This is a genomic window from Micromonospora sp. WMMD723, from assembly GCF_049863385.1.
Lineage (GTDB): Bacteria > Actinomycetota > Actinomycetes > Mycobacteriales > Micromonosporaceae > Micromonospora > Micromonospora wenchangensis.
In genome coordinates this window covers 1,975,469-1,993,941 of the sequence record NZ_JBMKNR010000001.1, presented here as the reverse complement: position 1 = coordinate 1,993,941, position 18,473 = coordinate 1,975,469, and the positions used below count along the sequence as shown (strand labels likewise).

Genomic DNA, 18,473 nt, shown 5'->3' with positions numbered 1-18,473 from the left:
CGGGTCGGCGACTCAGCCGAGTAGTGGGAACCAGCCGGCGGCCTCGCCCAACGCCACCCGGTCCCGGTCGGTCAGCGGCTCCCGACCGGTGGCCTTGCCCAGGTACGTCAGGTCGTCCCAGTCGGCGGGCCGCACCGCGTCGTCGCTGAGCAGGCCGTCCATGGTGGCGACCGCGACCTCGACGGCCAGCACTCCGGGCGGCGGTGCGGCCGGCAGGTCGGGCACCAGGTCGAGGTGGTGCACGACGGCCTCGGTGGTCAGCGTGGCCAGGAAGTCGGGCACCCGTAGCACGTGCCCCTGGGTGGTGACGCAGCCCTGCGGGTCGGCGGCACCCGCCGCGTGTACGGCGGCCGGGGCGGTGTCCGCCCAGATCCGGACCACGCCGGTGGGCCGGTCGAAGGCGGCGGCCGAACGGCGGATCCACCACGCGTGCCGGGCCGCCGCGTCGGGATCGGCACCCGCCGGGAACGACCGCCAGTAGCTGACGTCGTCGGTGTCGGCCGGCCCCTCGGCGGGGCTGGCCAGCGTGACCAGCGCCCGTTGGGCGTCGCCGAGCAGGTGGAAGAGCAGGTCGGCGACGACCCAGCCCCGACACCGGGTGGGGCGTTGCAGGGCGTCGTCGTCGAGGTCGGCGACCACCCGGGTGATGCCGTCGTAGGCCTGCGCCAACGCGGTGTGCTGCCGGACGAACGTCATGCCGTGCAGCGTCGCACGGTCGGCATGCTCCGGCATCCGGACCCGGGAGACGCTGTTCCTGGCGCTCAGCCTGGTCACCCGACGGCGGCCGTAACCCTGTGCGGCCGACGGCGGTGACGGGACCGGGCCGGGCGCGGGAGGACCCGGCCCGGCCGTCGACGGAACCGGTCAGCCGAACATCTCGTCGAGGAAACCCTTGTGCTTCTTGCGCTTGTAGTGGCCGTGGTAGCCGTGGTGCTGCGGGTGGCCGTAGCCACCGTGGCCGCCGTACGCGGGCTGCGGCGGGTAACCCGGCGGCGGCGGGGGCGGCGGCACGGCACCGTAGCCCGGCTGGTGGCTCGGGGCGGGCGGCGGTGGAGGTGGCGGCGGATATCCGCCCGGTGCCTGGACGTGCTGCTGACCGGGAGCGGCCCCCGGCTGACCGGGCGTGGCCCCACTGCGCTGCCGGTTCCAGTTCGCCTCGGCCTCGAACAGCTTTTCGAGTTCGCCGCGGTCCAGGAAGATCCCCCGGCACTCGCCGCACTGGTCGATGACGACTCCGCTGCGCTCGTACTGGCGCATATCTCCGTGACACTTGGGACAGGTGAGCTGCATCGTTCGACGGTACCCGGTCGGCGCAGCATTCAGGCGGTGGCGATCAGCGCCGAGATCACCTCGTCGTCGTCGACCTCGTGGAAGTCGTCGTAGTAGGCGCTGACCGCGGTGAAGCCGGCCGGGTGCTGCGGGCAGACCACCTCGTCGGCCTCGGCGGCGAGCATCTCGTACGCCTGCTGCGCGCCGACCGGCACCGCGACCACCACCCGCCGGGCGCCGAGCTGCCGGGCGACCTGCACGGCGGCGCGGGCGGTGGCGCCGGTGGCCAGCCCGTCGTCGACGATCAGGGCGGTACGTCCGGTCAGGTCGAGCGGGGGTCGACCGTGCCGGTAACGGGCCTCCCGGCGGTCGAGTTCGGCCTGTTCACGGTGTTGCACCTCGGCGCGGTCGGCCGGGTCGAGCGGGGCGGCGACCTGGTCGTTGAGGACCCGGACCCCGCCGGGGCCGAGCGCGCCGAAGGCCACCTCGGGTGCCCCGGGGAGGCCGAGCTTGCGGACCACCAGCACGTCGAGCGGTACGCCGAGCCGGTCGGCGACGATCCGGGCCACCGGCACCCCGCCGCGTACCAGACCGAGCACGACGACGTCGGGCCGATTGGTCAGTGCGGTGAGCCGTTCGGCGAGGCGACGGCCGGCGTCGACGCGGTCGCGGTAGCTGCTCATGTCCTCAGGTCTACGCCCTGTGGGCAGGATGCGTCGGGAACTCGGCGGAACCGGTGCCGGGCGGGTGGTGAGGGCGGCGGCCCAGGCCAGCAGGGCGATCGGGTAGAGCAGGTAGCCGAAGCGGGTGGTCGGCATCAGCAGGATCGCGGCGAGCAGGCCGTACCCGCAGAGCAGCGCGGTGGCGGCGGCGGTGCGGGGCGGGCGGCGGACGAGCCGGACGGCGATCGCGGCGCCGACGGCGACGAGCAGTGCGGCGGCGACGACCCGGCCGCCGGGCAGGGCGGTGGCGATCAGGTGGCCGGGGAACGGGGACTGGGCGGGGCTGGTGACCTGGCCGTGGCCGAGCGGGAAGCGCAGCACGTTCTCCACCAGCGCGTCCCGGTCGACCAGCAGGGCGGGGAGCAGGGCGAGGGCGGGCAGCCCGAGCGCGCCGGCCGCCACCCGCAGCCCGGCCCGTCGGGTCACCCCCCAGAAGATCAGGACCAGCGCGACCGGCCAGGCGAACAGTTTCAACGCGCCGGCCAGCCCCACCGCCAGCCCGGCCCCGCCGGGCCGGCCGGTGGCGGCGAACGCCAGCGCCAACAGGCAGAGCGCGAGTACGGGCAGGTCGTCGCCGCCGGTGGCGAGGGTGAGCGCGCAGATCGGCAGGACGGTCGCCGCCTGCACGCCGCGCAGCACCGCCGGTGGCCCGGCCCGCCCGCCGGTGCTCGGGTCGGGACGGCGTAGCGCGACCACGGCCCAGGCCAGGGCTGCGGCGGTGACCAGCGCGAACCAGACGCGGGAGTCGGTCCACCAGGTGTCGGCGGCGGCCCGGGGCAGCCCGAACAGCGCCATCCCCGGCTGGTAGGGGGTGTAGCCGAGCAGCCGTTCGTCGGCGGGCAGCGCGGCGATGGCGTCCGGCCCGAGGTAGGGGGTGCCGTGCTCGGCGAGCCGGATGCCGGCCTGCTCGACCACCACCACCTCCTCCTGGGCCCGGTCGGTGCGCCCGGCGGCCCGCTGCCCGGCCTGTACGACCAGGGGGAGCAGGGCGGTGCCGGCCCAGGCGAGGCCGGTGACCACGGCGCGGGCGGTGGTGCCGGCCAGCCCGGGTCGGTGGCGGCGGAGGAGGAACTGGGTGGCGACCAGGATCGTCGCGGCGAGGTAGCCGACGGCGGCGACGCCACCCCAGGCCCGGTGCGGGGGCAGGGTGGAGGTGGCGGCGGTGACGGCGGCGAAGGTCGCGGAGAGCAGGTAGAGGCCGAGGTCGAGGGCGAGTCCGCCGGCTGCGGTGTCGACGGCCCGCAGGCGGCGGGCGGCACGGTCGGCGGCGGTCACGCCGGCAAGTGTGGCAGACCCGTCGAACGGTTCCGGGCGGGCTGGCGGCGGCCGGGGGTGCTGAGTCGGATGACCGCGCCGGTGTCGTGCAGCGGGGTGGCGAGACTGCCGGGGCGGCCACCGGAGCCTCGTTGCAGTGCGGCGAGGAGCGTGCCGGCCGGCAGCGGGCGGGCGAACAGGTGTCCCTGGCCGGCGGCGCAGCCGAGCGACCACAGGGCCCGGCGTTGCGGTTCGCTCTCCACGCCCTCGGCGACGACGGCCAGGTCGAGGCTGCGGCCGAGGTCGAGGGTGGAGCGGATGACGGCTGCCGCCTCGGCGGAGCTCTCCATCGCGGTGACGAAGCTGCGGTCGATCTTCAGCTCGTGTACGGGGATGCGGGAGAGCAGGGAGAGCGACGAGTAGCCGGTGCCGAAGTCGTCGAGGGCGAGCCGGATGCCGGAGTCGCGCAGCCGGTTGAGTACCCGGTCGACCACGTCGAGCTGGCTGAGGGTGAGTGTCTCGGTCAGCTCCAGGACGAGTCGGTCCGGGGGGAAGTCGTGGGCCTGGAGCCGGGCCAGCACCGCGCCGGGGAATCGGGCGTCGAGCAGGCTGCGGGGTGAGACGTTGACCGAGACGGGCAGGTCGAAGCCGGCGGTCCGCCAGCCGACGGCGGCGACGAGGGCCTGGTCGAGGATGGCCTCGGCGAACGCGGGGAGCATGCCGGAGCGTTCCACCGCCTCGATGAAGCGCAGCGGGTCGATGACCCCGTGCCGGGGGTGGTGCCAGCGGGCCAGTGCCTCGGCTCCGGTCACCTCGCCGGTGCCGAGGTCGACGATGGGCTGGAAGTTGACGGTGAACTCGTGGTCGGCCACCGCGCGGGGCAGTTCACCGCCGAGGGTGAGCCGGCGCAGGTCGGCGGTGTCCCGGGTGGGGGCGTACGTGGCGATCCGTTGGCCGGCCCGCTTGGCCTGGTACATGGCGACGTCGGCGCGGCGCAGCAGTTCGGGCATGCCGCCGGTGGCGGGGGCCGCCGCGATGCCGCCGCTGGCCTCCACGCTGATCCGCATGCCGTCCACGTCGATCGGTTCGTGCAGGGCGCCGAGCAGGGTCTCGGCCCGGTGGGCGGCGATGGCGGGGGCGGGCAGGTTGCGCATCAGTACGGCGAACTCGTCGCCGCCGAGGCGGGCGACCAGGTCCTCGTCGCGGGCGGCAGCGCGCAGCCGGTCGGCGACCCGCATCAGTACCTGGTCACCGGCGGCGTGGCCGAGGGTGTCGTTGACCTCCTTGAAGTGATTGAGGTCGATCAGGACGAGGGCGGTCACCCCCTCGGCGTGCCGGGTGCCGAGCTGTTCGGTGCCCCGGTCGAGCAGTTGCCGGCGGTTGGCCAGGCCGGTGAGCGCGTCGTGGCTGGCGGCGTGGGCGTGTTCGGCGGCGACCCGGGCGAGTTCGGCGTACGCCTGGGCGTTGCGGACGGCCGTGCACAACGCGGAGGCGAAGGTGCGCAGGGTGTACTGCTCGCGTTCGTTGAGCCGGACCGGCCCGCGGAACCGCAGCCGCAGCATCCCGACGTCGACGGTGCGGTCGTGGCCTTCGAGGCGGGCGGGCAGGACGGTGCCCTCGATCTCACTCGGGGTGCCGGAGGGGCCGTCGTAGGTGATGGTGCCGCTCGCGCCCCGGACGGTGCGGCCGGCGTCGCGCAGCTCGATCTCGACCTCGTCGGCGGAGAAGAGTTCGGTGGCCTGGGTGACGGCGGTGGTGAGGACCTTGTCCAGGTCGACCACGTTGAGCGCGTCGGTGGTGCGGGCCAGTCGTTGCCAGGCCTGTTGCTCGGTGCGGGACTTGACCTGGTTGGAGTAGAGCAGGTGCAGGCTGAGCACCAGGGGTGGCACGGCGAGCAGGAGCCGGGGGTCGGCCTGGAGGATGGCCAGGGTGACGGCGATCAGGACGAACCGCGCCAGCGCGCTGGTCAGGCGTAGGCCGAGGTCGTCGGAGAAGAGCCGGGGCAGCGGGGTGCCGGTGGCCATCGCGATGACCGGCAGGGTGAGCAGTTCGTCGAGGACCACGGCGACGACGTAGGCGAGCCCGATCATGCCGATGGCGTTCGGCAGGTCGGTGTCCTGCGGCGACCAGCCGAGGGTGTGCAGCGCGACGCCGCCGGCGGCCGCCAGCAGCATGCTCTTGGCGATGCCGAAGGTGGTCTTCAGCGGTCCGCGCTTCATGGACAGCAGGGCGACCGCGACGCCCGTCCCGGTGGTCAGGACGACCAGGGGCGCCGGTGCGACGGCCAGCCCGAGGACGATCGCCGTCTCGCTCCAGGAGACCGCGTGGACGGTGGCCCGGATGCGGATCTGCCAGTTGATCCGGACGCTGAGCGCGGCCATGAAGGCCAGCGCGACGGACCGGGTGAGGTCGCCGCCGGTGAGGTCGAGGTGGACCAGTTGGTAGAGGGCGACGACCGCCGCTGCGGTGGCCACCACGCAGACGAGGCCGACGTGCAGCGTCAGCTGCCGCTCGGCCTCCGTCTTGCCTTCGTCCGGTCGTGCCACCGTGTCCTCGACAACCACTCCGTGTCGCTGAGCAGAGGCCAAGGCTACGTGGGGTCACACCGCCACCACAATCGTTCAGAGCCACTCGTGTGCGGACATCGCGTTCGCCCTCCCCTGATCGTTGTCGCCGACCCTTGCGGTCGGGATCTGACAGGGGACAGCCTAAGGGCGGTTAGGCCGTTTTTGGAGGTATAAATGTAACTATGAGCGATAGGTGAGAATTGAGTGCACCTTGGTGACTTTCCGTTTCCGCGGGGAAACGGAGTGCTGAGCGCTCCCGACGGTTCTCGTTAACGCTAGATAATGGTGCAGGCGGCGGCTTCGCGACATCGGGTGAGAGGGGCCGTTTGCCGTACGTCGAGGTGACCGGCTGTGTGAGTGCGACAGATCACCCGATTGTGGAACGCAGCGTAGTCGTCTCGGCGCGGTGGTGCCAACGGGGGCGAAGCGGCCCGGTGGCGATTCGCGACCGCGACGCGACGGAGGGTTTCTCGGGTGTGACGATCTCGCGCGTGATGGTGTTTCCCGCTCTACCGCCGACACGAGAACCTATTAGTGGCGGCCGATGAAATCGACGATGAACCACCGATCACGAATCGTCCCCGCGCGCTCGGCACTCCTGTTCCCGGGTCGCCGTCACGCCCGGACGTACCCCCGGATCGGAGCACCCCGCTAGGCTCGCTGACGTGACCGATCCCGCGCAGCTCAGCCACGTCGACGCCGCGGGTGCGGCCCGCATGGTCGACGTCTCCGCCAAGCCGGTGTCCGGCCGGGTCGCCGTGGCCGCCGGGCGGCTGCGCACCACCGTCGAGGTGGTGGAGCTGCTGCGCCGCGACGGGCTGCCCAAGGGCGACGCGCTGGCCGTCGGCCGGCTCGCCGGCATCATGGGCGCCAAGCGCACCCCCGACCTGATCCCGCTGTGCCACCCGATCGCCCTGCACGGCGTCACCGTCGACCTCGAACTCACCGACGACACCGTCGAGATCACCGCCACCGCCCGCACCGCCGACCGGACGGGGGTGGAGATGGAGGCGCTGACCGCCGTCGCCGTCGCCGGGCTGGCCCTGGTCGACATGGTCAAGGCGGTCGATCCGGCCGCCGCCGTGGACGGCGTCCGGGTGTTGAGCAAGTCCGGCGGCAAGACCGGCGAGTGGGTCCGCCCGCAGGACCGGCCGTGATCCGGGCCCGGGTCGTCGTGGCGTCCAACCGGGCCGCCGCCGGGGTGTACGCCGACACCAGCGGGCCGCTGCTCGTCGCCGGTCTGCGCGAGCTGGGCTGCCAGGTCGACGAGCCGGTGGTGGTGCCCGACGGCGAACCGGTAGGCGAGGCGCTGCGTGCCGCCCACGCCGACGGGATCGACGTGGTGCTGACCAGCGGCGGCACCGGCATCAACCCGACCGACCGGACCCCGGAGGTGACCCGGGCGCTGCTCGACCACGAGATCCCCGGCATCGCCGAGGCGATCCGCGCGTACAGCCGGGACCGGGTGCCGACCTCGGCGTTGTCCCGGGGGGTCGCCGGGGTGCTGGGCCGGATGCTCGTGGTCAACCTGCCCGGCTCGCGGGGCGGCGCGAAGGACGGGCTGGCCGTGCTCGGGCCGATCCTCGGCCACGCGGTCGACCAGTTGCGCGGCGGCGACCACTGACCGCACGCCCGGCACGGCGGCGATAGGCTCGCGGGGGTGTACGCGGAGCGCCGCGTCCCGTCCGAACGGAGGCCCCCGGTGAGCACGGAAACCGCCGCCGCCGCGGCCCAGGTCGCCGCGCCGCCGCCGGCCGGCTGGGAGGAGGCCCGCTCCCGGGTGTACGCGGTCGGCCTCGCCGCCGCCCTGCCCCCGGTGCAGCGGGCACTGGCCGACGCCGACGGGTACACCCTGGCCGCGCCGTTGACGACCCGGACCGACCTGCCGGCCTTCCCCACCTCCAGCGTCGACGGCTGGGCGGTACGCGGGGCCGGCCCGTGGGACGTCGTGGGACGGGTGCTCGCCGGGCAGACCCCGGCCGGGCTGACCGCCGACGGCACCACCGTGGAGATCGCCACCGGCGCGATGGTTCCCACCGGGACGACCGCCATCCTGCGGATCGAGGACTCGCGGCGTACCCCGGACGGCCGGGTGACCGGCACGCCACGCCCGAACCCGGAGTGGCGGGAGCCGGGCGAGGAGGCGGTGGCCGGCGAGGAGCTGCTGCCGGCGGGCACCCCGGTCGACCCGGCGCTGATCGGGCTGGCCGCCTCCTGCGGGCACGACCAGCTCACGGTGCGCCGCCAACCGCGCGCCGCGCTGCTGGTCTTCGGCGACGAACTGCTCACCGCCGGTCCGCCCGGGTCGGGCCGGGTCCGCGACGCGCTCGGCCCCGCCGTACCGTCCTGGCTGCGCCGCTACGGCTGCCAGGTGCGGCCGTCCGACGTGGTCGGCCCGGTGGCGGACACCCTCCCCGCCCACGTGGCCGCCCTGCGCGGGGCGCTCGCCGGGGCCGACCTGGTCTGCACCACCGGCGGCACCATGCACGGCCCGGTCGACCACCTGCACCCCGCGTTGGAGGCGCTGGGGGCCGACCACGTGGTGAACACGGTCGCCGTGCGGCCCGGTTTCCCGATGCTGCTGGCCCGGCTGGTCGACGCCGACGGGCGGGTGCGTTTCGTGGCCGGGCTGCCGGGCAACCCGCAGTCCGCGATCGTCGCCCTGGTGTCGCTGGTCGCGCCGCTGCTCGCCGGGCTCCAGGGCCGGGCGCTGCCGGCGTTGCCCCAGGCCACCCTCGCCGGGCCGGTGCCCGGTCGGGGCGACTACACCCACCTGGCGCTGGTCCGGCTGGACCGGGCCGCCGGCACCGCCCACCCGGTCCGCCACGTCGGGTCGGCGATGCTGCGCGGGCTCGCCGGCGCGGACGGGTTCGCGGTGATCCGGCCGGGCACCTCCGGCGAGGTCGGGGCCCGGGTGCCGGTCGTACCGCTGCCGTTGCTGCCCGGGGAGCGTACGTGGTGACGACCGGCCCGGCGACGGCCCTGCTCGCGGTCACCGACCAGCCGCTGGACCTGGCCGCGCACGAGGCGGCGGTGGCCGACCGGCGGGCCGGCGCGGTGGTCTCCTTCCAGGGCGTGGTCCGCGACCACGACCACGGTCGACCGGTGACGCTGCTGGAGTACGAGGGCCACCCGAGCGCCGTCGAGACGCTGCGCGCGGTGGCCGCCGAGATCGCCGCCGATCCCGACGTGTACGCGGTGGCCGTGTCGCACCGGATCGGCCGGCTCGACATCGGAGACGTGGCGCTGGTGGCGGCGGTCAGCACGGCACACCGGGCGGCGGCCTTCGTGGCCTGCGCGCGGCTGGTCGACGAGGTGAAGGCGCGACTGCCGATCTGGAAGCGGCAGGTCTTCGCCGACGGCACCGAGGAGTGGGTCAACTGCCCCTGAGCCCGCCGTCGGGAGTCGCCGGGCCGGCCGGGGTCGGCTGTCCGCGGTGGAGCGGGACGGGCGGGGTCAGCGGCGGCCGGCGGTGGCGCGGGACGGGCGGTCGGCGTAGAAGGCGGGCTCGGCACCGGGCCGCCAGGGCAGCGCGGCGACCAGCACGATCAGCGCCAGCGCGAGCGAGTTCTCCATGAGCGCGCCGAACAGGCCGTTCTGGTAGTGCGACACCTCGGGGAGCTTGTGCTCGTACGGCCAGATCGGTGAGATCAGGAAGAGCAGGTACAACCCGAGCGCCGCCACGCCGTGCCGCAGCCCGGTCAGCGTCGGGTACCAGATCGGCGGGCGCAGCCCGTTCACCCCGGGCGGCCCGCCGAACGCCTGCTGGCCGGTGCGCAGCGACAACCCCCGGCTCGCCTCACGGCGGCGCACGGCGGCGTCGGCGAGTACGACGATCGCCGGGATGACCCAGACCAGGTGGTGCGACCAGGAGATCGGGCTGATCACGTTGGCGGTCAGTCCGACCAGGGTGAACGCGGTCAACTCGTCGCCGTCGGCGCGGGCGTTGGCGGCCCGGGACAGCCCGACGGCCAGGATCAGCACCGAGAACGCCAGCCAGAGCAGGCCGGGCGTCTCGATCGAGTCGTAGAGCCGGGCCAGCAGACCGGCCAGCGACTGGTTGGGCGTCATGTCGGCCGCCCCGACCCGTTCGGTCTGCCACAGCACGCCGCCGAAGTAGGCCCGCGACTCGGTGCCGACCAGGGCGAAGCTGCCCAGGGTGACGCCGATGGTGGTGCCGACGGCGGTGGCGGCGACCCGCCACTGCCTGGTGATCAGCAGGTAGGCGATGAACAGCGCCGGGGTGAGCTTGACGGCGGTGGCCAGGCCGATGCCGACTCCGGCCCAGGACCCGCTGTAGAGCAGCCGCAGGAACGGGCCGTCGGTGTCGCGCCCGTGGCTGCCGCGCCGGGAACGCCAGCGCAGGCCCACCAGGTCCGCCATGATCAACGCGAACAGGAGCAGATTGACCTGGCCGTACCCCAGGGTCTCCCGGACCGGTTCGATGGCGGTGGCCATCGGCGTGGCGATGGCCACGGTGAACCAGAGCGGCCAACCGAGCCGGTCGACGATCGGACGCAGCAGCGCGGCGAGGACCACCGCCAGGGCGGCGATGCTGCCGGCCGCGTTGATCCACCCGGCCACCTCGATCGGCAGCCCCGCCATCGGCAGCATGGCCAGCGCGGCGAAGGGAGGGTAGGTGAAACCCAGCGTGGTGGTGGGCGCGATGAACTCGTACAACTCGTGCCCGCTCGCCCACCACACCACCGCGCCGTGGTAGATCTTCATGTCGAAGAAGTTGTACGGCCGCCCGAAAGCACCGATGGCGAGCCATGCGGCATAGGCGACGGCGGCCACGATGCCGGTCCGTACGACTGTCCTACGATCGATCCCACGCGTTGCGCGACGCACCGGGGCGAGGCGGTCCGCACGTCTACCGACGGTTGTCGGCATGGCGTGGCCACCCCCGTACCAAGGTCGTCCTACCCGTCCAGGTCCGGTAGGGAGCCTAGAACGGCGCCTCACGTTGCTGCCTCCCGCGTTATCCGACCGTGTCCGATCCCACACCAGTTTTTGACATTTCCACCGCGTTAACGGGTGTCGGGCGGTTCAGGTAATTCGTGGCCTTGCGGGGGGTGATGGCCGAATCGATGCAGGTCAGCCGGGAAGCCGACGGGCGGCGGCGGCCGACCGGACGGCGATCCGGGCCTCCCGCCGGGCGGTGCGCACCGCGCGCCCCACCGAGCGTCGGGAGTGGCCGATGCGGTGACCGGCCCGCCAGCGCAGACCCGGCCTGCCCTCGGTGTCGGCGGCGGCGAGCAGCAGACCACCGAAGAGCCCGAGGTTCTTCAGGAAGTGCACCTGGTTGTTGTTCCGGGTCGCCTGATCGTCGTTGCTCCAGAACGGGTGACCGGCGGCGGTGGTGGGCACCAGCGTACCGGCCAGGACCAGCGCGGCCGGCCGGGTGAACTTCCCGGTGGCCAGCATCAGACCGGCGGTGAACTGCACGGCGGCGTTGGCCCGGATCAGGGTCTCGGTGTCGGTGGGGAGCTGCGGCGCGACCTGCTGGATCAGCGGTGTGACCCGGTCGGTGACCGGCTTGGCCGCCGGGACGAGCCGGTGGGGGTGCTGAAAGTTGCGGGCGCCACTGACCACGAAGATGCCGCTCAACATGACACGGGCGAGGGAGCGCACGGGTTTCATGGCTCAGTCATACCCCGTTTGACGCCCTGCTATCCGGGCAATGGCCGATCCGCGGCGGTCCGCGTGTCGACGGTCCGCATCGGCGCGTCGACCCCCGCCCCGGGCCGGCGGCCGTGCGTTCCGGCAGGCGGAGGCGGTGCGCCACGCCGAATGGAGCGACCGTCGCTGATGGACGGGCTCCGACCGGTAACGTCGCGCGGGTGACGACCCTTCGGCTGCGTCCCGAGGGCCCGGCCGACGCCGGCCCGGTCCGTCGGGTGCTGGCCGCCGCCTTCGCCCGCCCCGACCGCACCACCCCCGGTGAGGTCGCGCTCGTCGACGAGCTGCGCGGCAGCGCGGCGTGGCTGCCGGAACTGGCGATGGTCGCCGAGTACGGCGGCGAGGTGGTCGGGTACGCGCTGCTCACCCGGGTGCAGGTCGAGGCCGACCGGGTCCGCGTCCCGGCGCTGGTGCTCGGGCCGGTGGCGGTGGCCCCGCACCGGCAACGGGTCGGGCACGGCACGGCGGTGGTGCAGGCCGCGTTGGAAGCCGCCACCGAGCTGGGCGAACGGCTGGTGGTGGTGCTGGGCGACCCGGCGTACTACAGGCGCTTCGGCTTCACCCGGGCCGACCGGATGGGGCTGGTCAGCCCCTGGTCGGGGCTGGGGGAGCCGTGGCAGGCGCTCGTGCTGCCGCCGGAGGTCAGCGACGCGCCGCCGCCACCGCGCGGCGAGGTGGTCTTCCCGCCCCCCTGGTCCCGGGTCTGACCCCGGGGGCCTCGCGGTCCCCGTGTCCGGTGCCGGCCGGAGGCCCGGGTCGCAGCGCGGCCGGCGGGGATCAGGCCGGCTGGGTACGCAGGTAGCGGCCGAAGTGCGGGACGGTGAAGGCGACCGTGCCGCGTTCCCCGGAGTAGATCAGCCCCTTCTTGATCAGCGCGTCCCGGGCCGGGGAGAGGCTCGCCGGCTTGCGGCCCAGGGCACGGGCGATCTCGGCGGTCGGCACCGCGGCGTCCATGTCGTCCCGACCACCGCCGTCGACCTCGCCGGCGACCTGGGACAGGGTCGCCATCGCCCGCATGTACTCGCGTTCGGCGGGGGTGGCCCGCTCGAACCGGGAACCGAAGAAACCGACCGCCAGCTCCGCCTCCGCCTCCGGCGCGGCGACCCGGACGTCCGCGGCGGTGATCGGGGAGCGGGGCGCGTGGTCCCAGGTCGCCTTCCCGTACGCCTGCACGAAGTACGGGTAGCCGCCTGACGACTCGTAGAGCAGGTCGAGGGCCTTCTGCTCGTACTCCACCTGCTCCCGCCCGGCCGGCGCGCACAGTGCCTGGTCGGCGGCGATCCGGTCCAGCCGGTCGATCCGCAGGTAGCGGAACAGCCGCTCGGAGTACGACTTGGCGGCGCTGAGCACCGCCGGCAGGTGCGGCAGGCCCGCGCCCACCACGATCAGCGGCGCACCGAGCTGCGACAGCTCGTGGCAGGCCGCGCAGAGCGCCGAGATGTCCTCCGCGCCGAGATCCTGCATCTCGTCGATGAAGACGGCGATGCCGGTGCCCACGTCCCCGGCGACCGCCGCCGCGTCGGTGAGCAGTTCCACCAGGTCGATCTCGATGTCGCCGGAGTCGGCCCGGCCGCTGCTTGCCGGCACGTCGATGCCCGGCTGCCACCTGTCGCGCAACCGGGGGGCCGCGCCGGCCCGCCCGGTGGTCGGCACGCTGCGCTGCGCGAACGCCTTGAGTACGCCGAGGAAGGCGTCGATCCGGTCCGGTGCGCGGTGCCGGGGGGCCAGTTCCCGGACCGCCATGTGCAGGGCGGCGGCGATCGGCCGGCGCAGCGACTGGTCCGGCCGAGCCTCGATCTTGCCGGTGCCCCAGAGCTGGTTGATCGCCTGCGAGCGCAGGGTGTTGAGCAGCACCGTCTTGCCGACCCCCCGCAGGCCGGTGAGCATCAGGCTGCGTTCGGGGCGTCCCCTGGCGATCCGTTCCAGCACCACGTCGAAGACGTCCAGCTCCCGCCCCCGCCCGGCGAGTTCGGGCGGGCGCTGACCGGCACCCGGGGCGTACGGGTTGCGGACCGGATCCACGCATCGCACAGTATCGGGCGCTCTAGCCTGCGGACTAGAGATGCGTAGACGGGGCTACCGGCGTGTCGCCGACCCACCCTCGACCGGAATATGGGGCTGTCTAGCATCCACGCTAGACAGCCCCATACTTTCCTGTTCAGCTTCGTTTGCGCAGGCAGAGCACGTAGTCGAAGAGGTCGACCGAGTTGTCGTGCACGTAGTTGGCGTTCGACTCCGGCGCCAACGACCGGCACCGCTCCCCGTTCGTGGACGCGGGAATGCGCAGCAGCACCTCGTAGGTGTTCGGGCCGCACGGCACCTTGCGCAGCTCGGCGTCGCTGGCCGTACCGTCGTTGACCACGCAGTCGCCCCGGACGATCTGCGCCGCCCTGGTCGGCGTGGGGGTCGGCTCGGCCGTCGTCGGTTCCCCGGTCGGCTCCGGCGCGTCCGTCGGGCTGGCCTGCGTCGGCCCGTTCTCGGTGGGAGTGGCGGAGCTGCCCGTCGGGGTCGCCGGCTCGTCGCCGTCCTTTGCGGCCAGGAAGAACCAGCCGCCCACCCCGAGGCACGCGCAGAGCAGCAGAACCACCACCAGCCCGAGGATCAGCGCGATCCGGCCGCCCCGCCCCTTCGCCGGCGGCGGGGGCGGATACCCCGGCCCGGGCTGCCCCGGGAAGCCCGGCGGCTGCTGTCCCGGGAAGCCCGGCGCAGCCTGACCGGGATAGCCGGACGTGGGCGCGGCGGGTCCCGGGAATCCGGAGGACGGTGCCGGGGTCGACTGCCCCGGGTAGCCGGACGTCGGCGCGGTCGCTCCGGGGAACCCGGGCGACGGTGGTGGCGCGGCCTGACCGGAGTGGCCCGTCGGTGGTGGCGAGGCCGGTGCGGAGAACGCGCCCGCTGCCGGCGCGGCCGTCGGCCCGGCGGGCGGGAACGGCCCCGGCGGCGGGTAACCGGCCTCCGAGGACGCCGCCGGCTGACCGGTCGGCGGCAGGTAGGTGTCCGGCGGCGGGTAGCCGGCCCCCGAGGTCGGCGGCGGCGGGTAGCCGGCTCCCGAGGTGGGGGGCGGCGGGTAGCTCGCCCCTGACGTGGGCGGTGGCGGGTAGCTCGCCCCCGAGGTCGGCGGTGGCGGGTAACCCGCTCCCGAGGTGGGTGGGGGCTGGGGAGCCTCCGATGCCGGCATCTGCGTGGTCGGGGAGTACCCGCCGGTCGACGCGGGCATCTGCGTGGTCGGGGAGTAGCCGCCGGCCGGTGCTGGCGGGGCCGGCTGGGCGGCTCCCGACACCGGCGGCAGCCGGGTGGTCGGCGGTTCCGGCGACGTGGCGATCGGGGTGGTTGCCGCATCACCGGTCACGGGGGCCGTCGGCGGCTCGCTGCGCAGCGCCGTGGTCGGTGCGTCGTCCGTACCGGCCCAGATCGGCGCGGTCGGTGGCTCCGGGGGTGACGCGGCCAGGGGGGAGGTCGGGGGTTCCTCTACCGCCGGTACGGGGGCCGTGGCCGGCTCGTCCGCCTCCCGCGACACGGGCACGGTCGGTGGCTCCGGGTCCTGCGCCCGGATCGGCTCGGTTGCCGCCTCGCCCGGGGCGGTGTCGGGTGCGGCCGTCGACCCCGCCGACCCGGCGACCTGCCCGGTCGACACGGCGGTGGGCTCGTCGTCCTGGCCCGTCGGGACCTGTCCGGCGGACAGCATCGCCGTCGGCTGGTCGTCCGGTCCACCCGTGATCAGCGCGGTCGGCTGGTCGTCAGGGCTGCCTGTGATGAGCGCGGTCGGTTGGTCGTCGGGGTCGGCCGCAACGGGAGCGGTCGGCGGTTCGTCGGCCGGGTGCGGGGGCGGCGACGAGATCGGCGCGGTCGGCGTGTCGTCGGCGGTCGGTGGGACCGGGGCGGTCGGCGCGGTGGGTGCCTCGTCCTGGTCACGGGCGAAGGGAGCGGTCGGCGCGTCGTCCGGCTCCGACGGGATCGACGCCGTCGGCGTGTCCGCGTCAGCCGCGCCTCCCCCGGACGCGGCCCCGGCCAGAGGTGCGGTCGGCGGCTCCGGCTCAGACCGGCCGAGGGGCGCGGTCGGCGGCTCCGGCTCGGCCTGTGCGAGGGGCGCGGTCGGCGGTTCGGGGTCGGCCTGTGCGAGGGGCGCGGTCGGCGGTTCGGGGTCGGACCGGTCGATGGGTTCCGTCGCTGGTTCCGGGGAGATCGGCGCGGTGGGCGGCTCGGAGCCGAAGGGCTCGGTGGGTGGCTCGGACTCGGAAGCCGTGGGCCGGTGTTCCTTGTCGGGACGGCCGGAGTCGGGTGGGCCGAAGGTTGACAATCTCTCTCCAGGGGTGGGCTCAGCGCTGCTTCAGGCAGAGGACGAAGTCGAGGGTGTCCAGCTCGCTGTCGAAGAAGTACCAGTTGGTGTAGCCCTCCACCACGCCGCACTTCGCCTCGGCGTCCCTTTCACCACTGGTCGCTCCGTCGAAACGGCGGAGCACCTCGTAGGTCTTCGGAGCGCACGCGGTGATCAGCAGTTTGGGCTTGCCACCGGCCGGGCCCTCGTTGCGGACGCACTGGCCCGCCTTGACGAACCGGGGGTCGGCCGACGAGGCGGGAGCGGGCGTGGTGGCTGTCGGACCGGAGGTCGCCCCGTCCGGCTCGACCGGTGTCGTCGGCAGGACGGCCCCGGTCGTGGACGGTGATCCGTCGTCGTCACCCAGCAGGTACCACAGGACGCCACCGCCGACGACCAGCACCGCGAGTACGACCAGCACCGCGACCAGCGGACCACGACCGCGCCCCGGCGTCGGAGCATCCGGGTACGCCGCCGGCCCGCTGACCGCGTACGGATCTGCCGAACCGTACGCCTCCGACTGCCGGTACGACGGGTCGTACGACGGGTGGCCGGACGGCTGCGACGGCACGGTCGGGGGCTGCTCCGGTGCGGGACGGCTCCAACGGTCGTCCGGGCGTTGCCCACCCCACGGTTCCGGGGAGCCCCCCGGTGGTCCGTAGTTCGCCATGCCCGTCCTCCCGCGTGCCGAGATGCCGGTTATCCGGAAGACGCCACCGACGTGGTCACCGTAGCGTGGTCCTGCGATGACCTCATCTCCCTCGGCCGCGACACCCGCCCGACCAGCCCTGATCTGGACGGCACTGATTCTCGTCTACGTGCTGTGGGGTTCCACGTACCTCGGCATCCGGGTCGTGGTGGAGTCGATGCCGCCGCTCGGGTCGGCCGCCACCCGGTTCGGCGGTGCCGCGCTGGTGCTGGCGGTCGTGCTGCGGCTGCGACGGGGCAGGGGCGCGCTACGGGTCGACCGCCGGCAGCTCGGTTCCGCCGCACTGGTCGGGGTGCTGCTCCTGGCTGGCGGCAACGGCCTGGTGGTGCTCGCCGAATCCGGTCCGTCCGGGGTGGCGGTGCCGTCGGGGATCGCCGCGCTGCTGGTGGCGACCGTTCCGCTGCTGGTGGTGCTGCTCCGTACGGTCACCGGGGACCGACCACCGGGGTGGACGTTCGCCGGGGTGACGCTGGGCTTCCTCGGGCTGGTGCTGCTGGTGCTCCCCCGGGGCGGGTCCGGTGCGGTGCCGCTGGTCGGGGCGTTGACCGTGGTCGCGGGGGCGGTCTGCTGGTCGGTGGGGTCGTTCCTGTCCAACCGGCTGCGGATGCCCGCCGATCCGTTCGTCGCCACCGTCTACGAGATGGTCGCCGGGGCGGTGGCGCTGTTCGTGCTGTCGCTGGCCCGGGGTGAGCTGCGCGGGTTCGCCCCGGGGCAGGTCACCACCCGGTCCTGGCTGGCGCTGACGTACCTGCTGGTGGCCGGGTCGCTGGTGGCCTTCACCGCGTACGTCTGGTTGCTGGCGAACGCCCCCATCTCGCTGGCCGCCACCTACGCGTACGTCAATCCGGTGGTGGCGGTGGCGCTCGGCGCGCTGCTGGTCGCCGAGCCGGTGACCGGCCAGGTGCTGCTCGGCGGCGCGGTGATCGTCGCAGGTGTGGCGCTGGTGGTGACCACCGAGCGGCCCCGCCGGCCGGTGGTCGACGGGGCGGTCCTGGAGTCGTCCCGCCGGTAACGTCGACGGCCGTGCCCCTCGGCCCGTCGACCCCGAGCGCGCGCTCCGGCAGGCTGACCCCGAGCGCGCGCTCCGGCCTGCCGCCGGCCGTACGGAGCCCGGCGGCCTGCTGCCCGGAGCCACGATGACCGGGGCGTCGACCGGCCTGGTGACCATGGCGGCGGCGCTCGGTGCGCTGGCCGGCCTCGCCGCACCCCGCATCGCCTGCGCCTTCCCACCGTCCGCGCCCCCGCGACCGCCGCAGGCCAGGCGGGCCGCTCCCCCGGCGGCCAGGGGACCCGGGCGCGGCACGCCTCCGGTCGTGCTGGGGGCGGTGGTCTGCGGCGGGTTGGCCGCCGCGCGTGGTCCGGAGCCGGCACTGCCGGCGTTCCTGCTGGTGGCGGCGGTGGGGGTGGTGCTGGCGGTGGTGGATCTGACCAGCCTCCGCCTGCCCGACCCGCTGGTCGGGGTGGCCGCGCTCGGCGGCGGCACCGCGCTGACCGTGGCCGCCGTCGCCGCCGGCACTCCCGGCCGTCTGGCGCTCGCGCTGGCCGGTGCCGCGCTCTCCTTCCTCCTGTACGTCGTGCTGGCGCTGCTGCCCCGGTCCCGGCTCGGCTTCGGTGACGTGAAACTGGCGGCGGTGCTCGGCCTGCCGTTGGGCTGGCTGGGCTGGCCCACCCTCTGGCTCGGTCTGCTGCTGCCGCACCTGCTCAACGGGGTGCTGGTGCTGGCGCTGCTGGTCGTCGGCCGGGTACGCCGGGACACCGCCCTGCCGTTCGGCCCGGCCCTGCTCACCGGCGTCTGGCTCGCCGTCCTTCTCGCCTGACCGGCCCGCCGGCCCGGCGGGGTCGGCTAGGCGGGGCGGCCCGGCGGACCGCAACGTCACGCAGCAAGCGGTATCAGCGCGGGCGGATACCGCTACCTCGACCCCGTAGGTCGGTCGACGGGCCGTCGGTCGACGGGC

16 protein-coding genes and 1 pseudogene are annotated in these 18,473 nt (G+C 74.4%); 7 read left to right on the top strand and 10 right to left on the bottom strand.

What is annotated here, in order from left to right:
- Positions 1–12 precede the first annotated feature (12 nt).
- The 5 genes and pseudogenes from ACN261_RS08990 to ACN261_RS08970 form a co-directional block, all read right to left on the bottom strand.
- The gene (locus tag ACN261_RS08990; RefSeq protein ID WP_421484786.1) at positions 13–774 is read right to left on the bottom strand and encodes a maleylpyruvate isomerase N-terminal domain-containing protein; all 762 of its coding nucleotides are present in this window, start codon (positions 772–774) and stop codon (positions 13–15) included.
- Between the two features lie 90 nt (positions 775–864).
- On the bottom strand, positions 865–1,290 hold the full coding sequence (locus tag ACN261_RS08985) for a zf-TFIIB domain-containing protein (RefSeq protein WP_421484785.1): 426 nt from the start codon (positions 1,288–1,290) through the stop codon (positions 865–867).
- Positions 1,291–1,319: 29 nt separating this feature from the next.
- Positions 1,320–1,952: a phosphoribosyltransferase gene (locus tag ACN261_RS08980; RefSeq protein ID WP_421486956.1), complete on the bottom strand. Its 633-nt coding sequence runs from the start codon at positions 1,950–1,952 to the stop codon at positions 1,320–1,322.
- A 9-nt stretch (positions 1,953–1,961) separates the two neighbouring features.
- Positions 1,962–3,266 (bottom strand): annotated as a pseudogene (locus tag ACN261_RS08975) (glycosyltransferase 87 family protein); the annotation flags it as partial.
- Complete coding sequence (locus ACN261_RS08970) at positions 3,263–5,791, bottom strand: putative bifunctional diguanylate cyclase/phosphodiesterase (RefSeq protein WP_421484784.1); 2,529 nt, start codon at positions 5,789–5,791, stop codon at positions 3,263–3,265. The pseudogene ACN261_RS08975 and the gene ACN261_RS08970, both read right to left, overlap by 4 nt.
- 686 nt (positions 5,792–6,477) lie before the next feature.
- Between ACN261_RS08970 and moaC the strand changes: the two genes are divergently transcribed.
- From moaC to ACN261_RS08950, 4 genes are all read left to right on the top strand, one after another.
- Entirely contained in the window at positions 6,478–6,969 is a 492-nt protein-coding gene (gene moaC / locus ACN261_RS08965; RefSeq protein ID WP_088643625.1) for a cyclic pyranopterin monophosphate synthase MoaC, read from the top strand.
- Positions 6,966–7,436, top strand: coding sequence for a MogA/MoaB family molybdenum cofactor biosynthesis protein (locus tag ACN261_RS08960; RefSeq protein ID WP_204925487.1), 471 nt, complete (start codon positions 6,966–6,968; stop codon positions 7,434–7,436). The genes moaC and ACN261_RS08960 overlap by 4 nt, the downstream gene beginning before the upstream one ends.
- Before the next feature lie 78 nt (positions 7,437–7,514).
- A complete protein-coding gene (locus ACN261_RS08955) occupies positions 7,515–8,774 on the top strand; it encodes a molybdopterin molybdotransferase MoeA (RefSeq protein ID WP_421484782.1) in 1,260 nt (419 codons plus the stop codon).
- The gene (locus ACN261_RS08950; RefSeq protein ID WP_421486955.1) at positions 8,771–9,202 is read left to right on the top strand and encodes a molybdenum cofactor biosynthesis protein MoaE; all 432 of its coding nucleotides are present in this window, start codon (positions 8,771–8,773) and stop codon (positions 9,200–9,202) included. The genes ACN261_RS08955 and ACN261_RS08950 overlap by 4 nt, the downstream gene beginning before the upstream one ends.
- 66 nt (positions 9,203–9,268) lie before the next feature.
- Here the strand turns inward: ACN261_RS08950 and ACN261_RS08945 are convergent, their stop codons facing one another.
- Both ACN261_RS08945 and ACN261_RS08940 read right to left on the bottom strand, forming a co-directional pair.
- Entirely contained in the window at positions 9,269–10,705 is a 1,437-nt protein-coding gene (locus ACN261_RS08945; RefSeq protein WP_421484781.1) for a glycosyltransferase 87 family protein, read from the bottom strand.
- A 204-nt stretch (positions 10,706–10,909) separates the two neighbouring features.
- Entirely contained in the window at positions 10,910–11,455 is a 546-nt protein-coding gene (locus ACN261_RS08940) for a DoxX family protein (RefSeq protein ID WP_088643621.1), read from the bottom strand.
- Positions 11,456–11,655: 200 nt separating this feature from the next.
- Between ACN261_RS08940 and ACN261_RS08935 the strand changes: the two genes are divergently transcribed.
- Positions 11,656–12,201 (top strand): GNAT family N-acetyltransferase, encoded by a 546-nt coding sequence (locus tag ACN261_RS08935; RefSeq protein WP_421484780.1) that lies wholly within the window; start codon positions 11,656–11,658, stop codon positions 12,199–12,201.
- 70 nt (positions 12,202–12,271) lie between these two features.
- On the opposite strand, the gene ACN261_RS08930 is transcribed toward ACN261_RS08935, so the two are convergent.
- From ACN261_RS08930 to ACN261_RS08920, 3 genes are all read right to left on the bottom strand, one after another.
- Entirely contained in the window at positions 12,272–13,516 is a 1,245-nt protein-coding gene (locus ACN261_RS08930) for an AAA family ATPase (RefSeq protein WP_421484779.1), read from the bottom strand.
- 136 nt (positions 13,517–13,652) lie between these two features.
- A complete protein-coding gene (locus tag ACN261_RS08925; RefSeq protein WP_421486954.1) occupies positions 13,653–14,099 on the bottom strand; it encodes an LppU/SCO3897 family protein in 447 nt (148 codons plus the stop codon).
- A gap of 1,711 nt (positions 14,100–15,810) precedes the next feature.
- Positions 15,811–16,479, bottom strand: a complete 669-nt coding sequence (locus tag ACN261_RS08920) for an LppU/SCO3897 family protein (protein WP_421484778.1) — start codon at positions 16,477–16,479, stop codon at positions 15,811–15,813.
- Positions 16,480–16,555: 76 nt separating this feature from the next.
- Here ACN261_RS08920 and ACN261_RS08915 point away from each other — a divergent pair, with 76 nt between their 5' ends.
- Positions 16,556–17,530, top strand: a complete 975-nt coding sequence (locus ACN261_RS08915; RefSeq protein WP_425849478.1) for an EamA family transporter — start codon at positions 16,556–16,558, stop codon at positions 17,528–17,530.
- 124 nt (positions 17,531–17,654) lie between these two features.
- The gene (locus ACN261_RS08910) at positions 17,655–18,335 is read left to right on the top strand and encodes a prepilin peptidase (RefSeq protein ID WP_425849475.1); all 681 of its coding nucleotides are present in this window, start codon (positions 17,655–17,657) and stop codon (positions 18,333–18,335) included.
- The last annotated feature ends 138 nt before the right edge of the window (positions 18,336–18,473 follow it).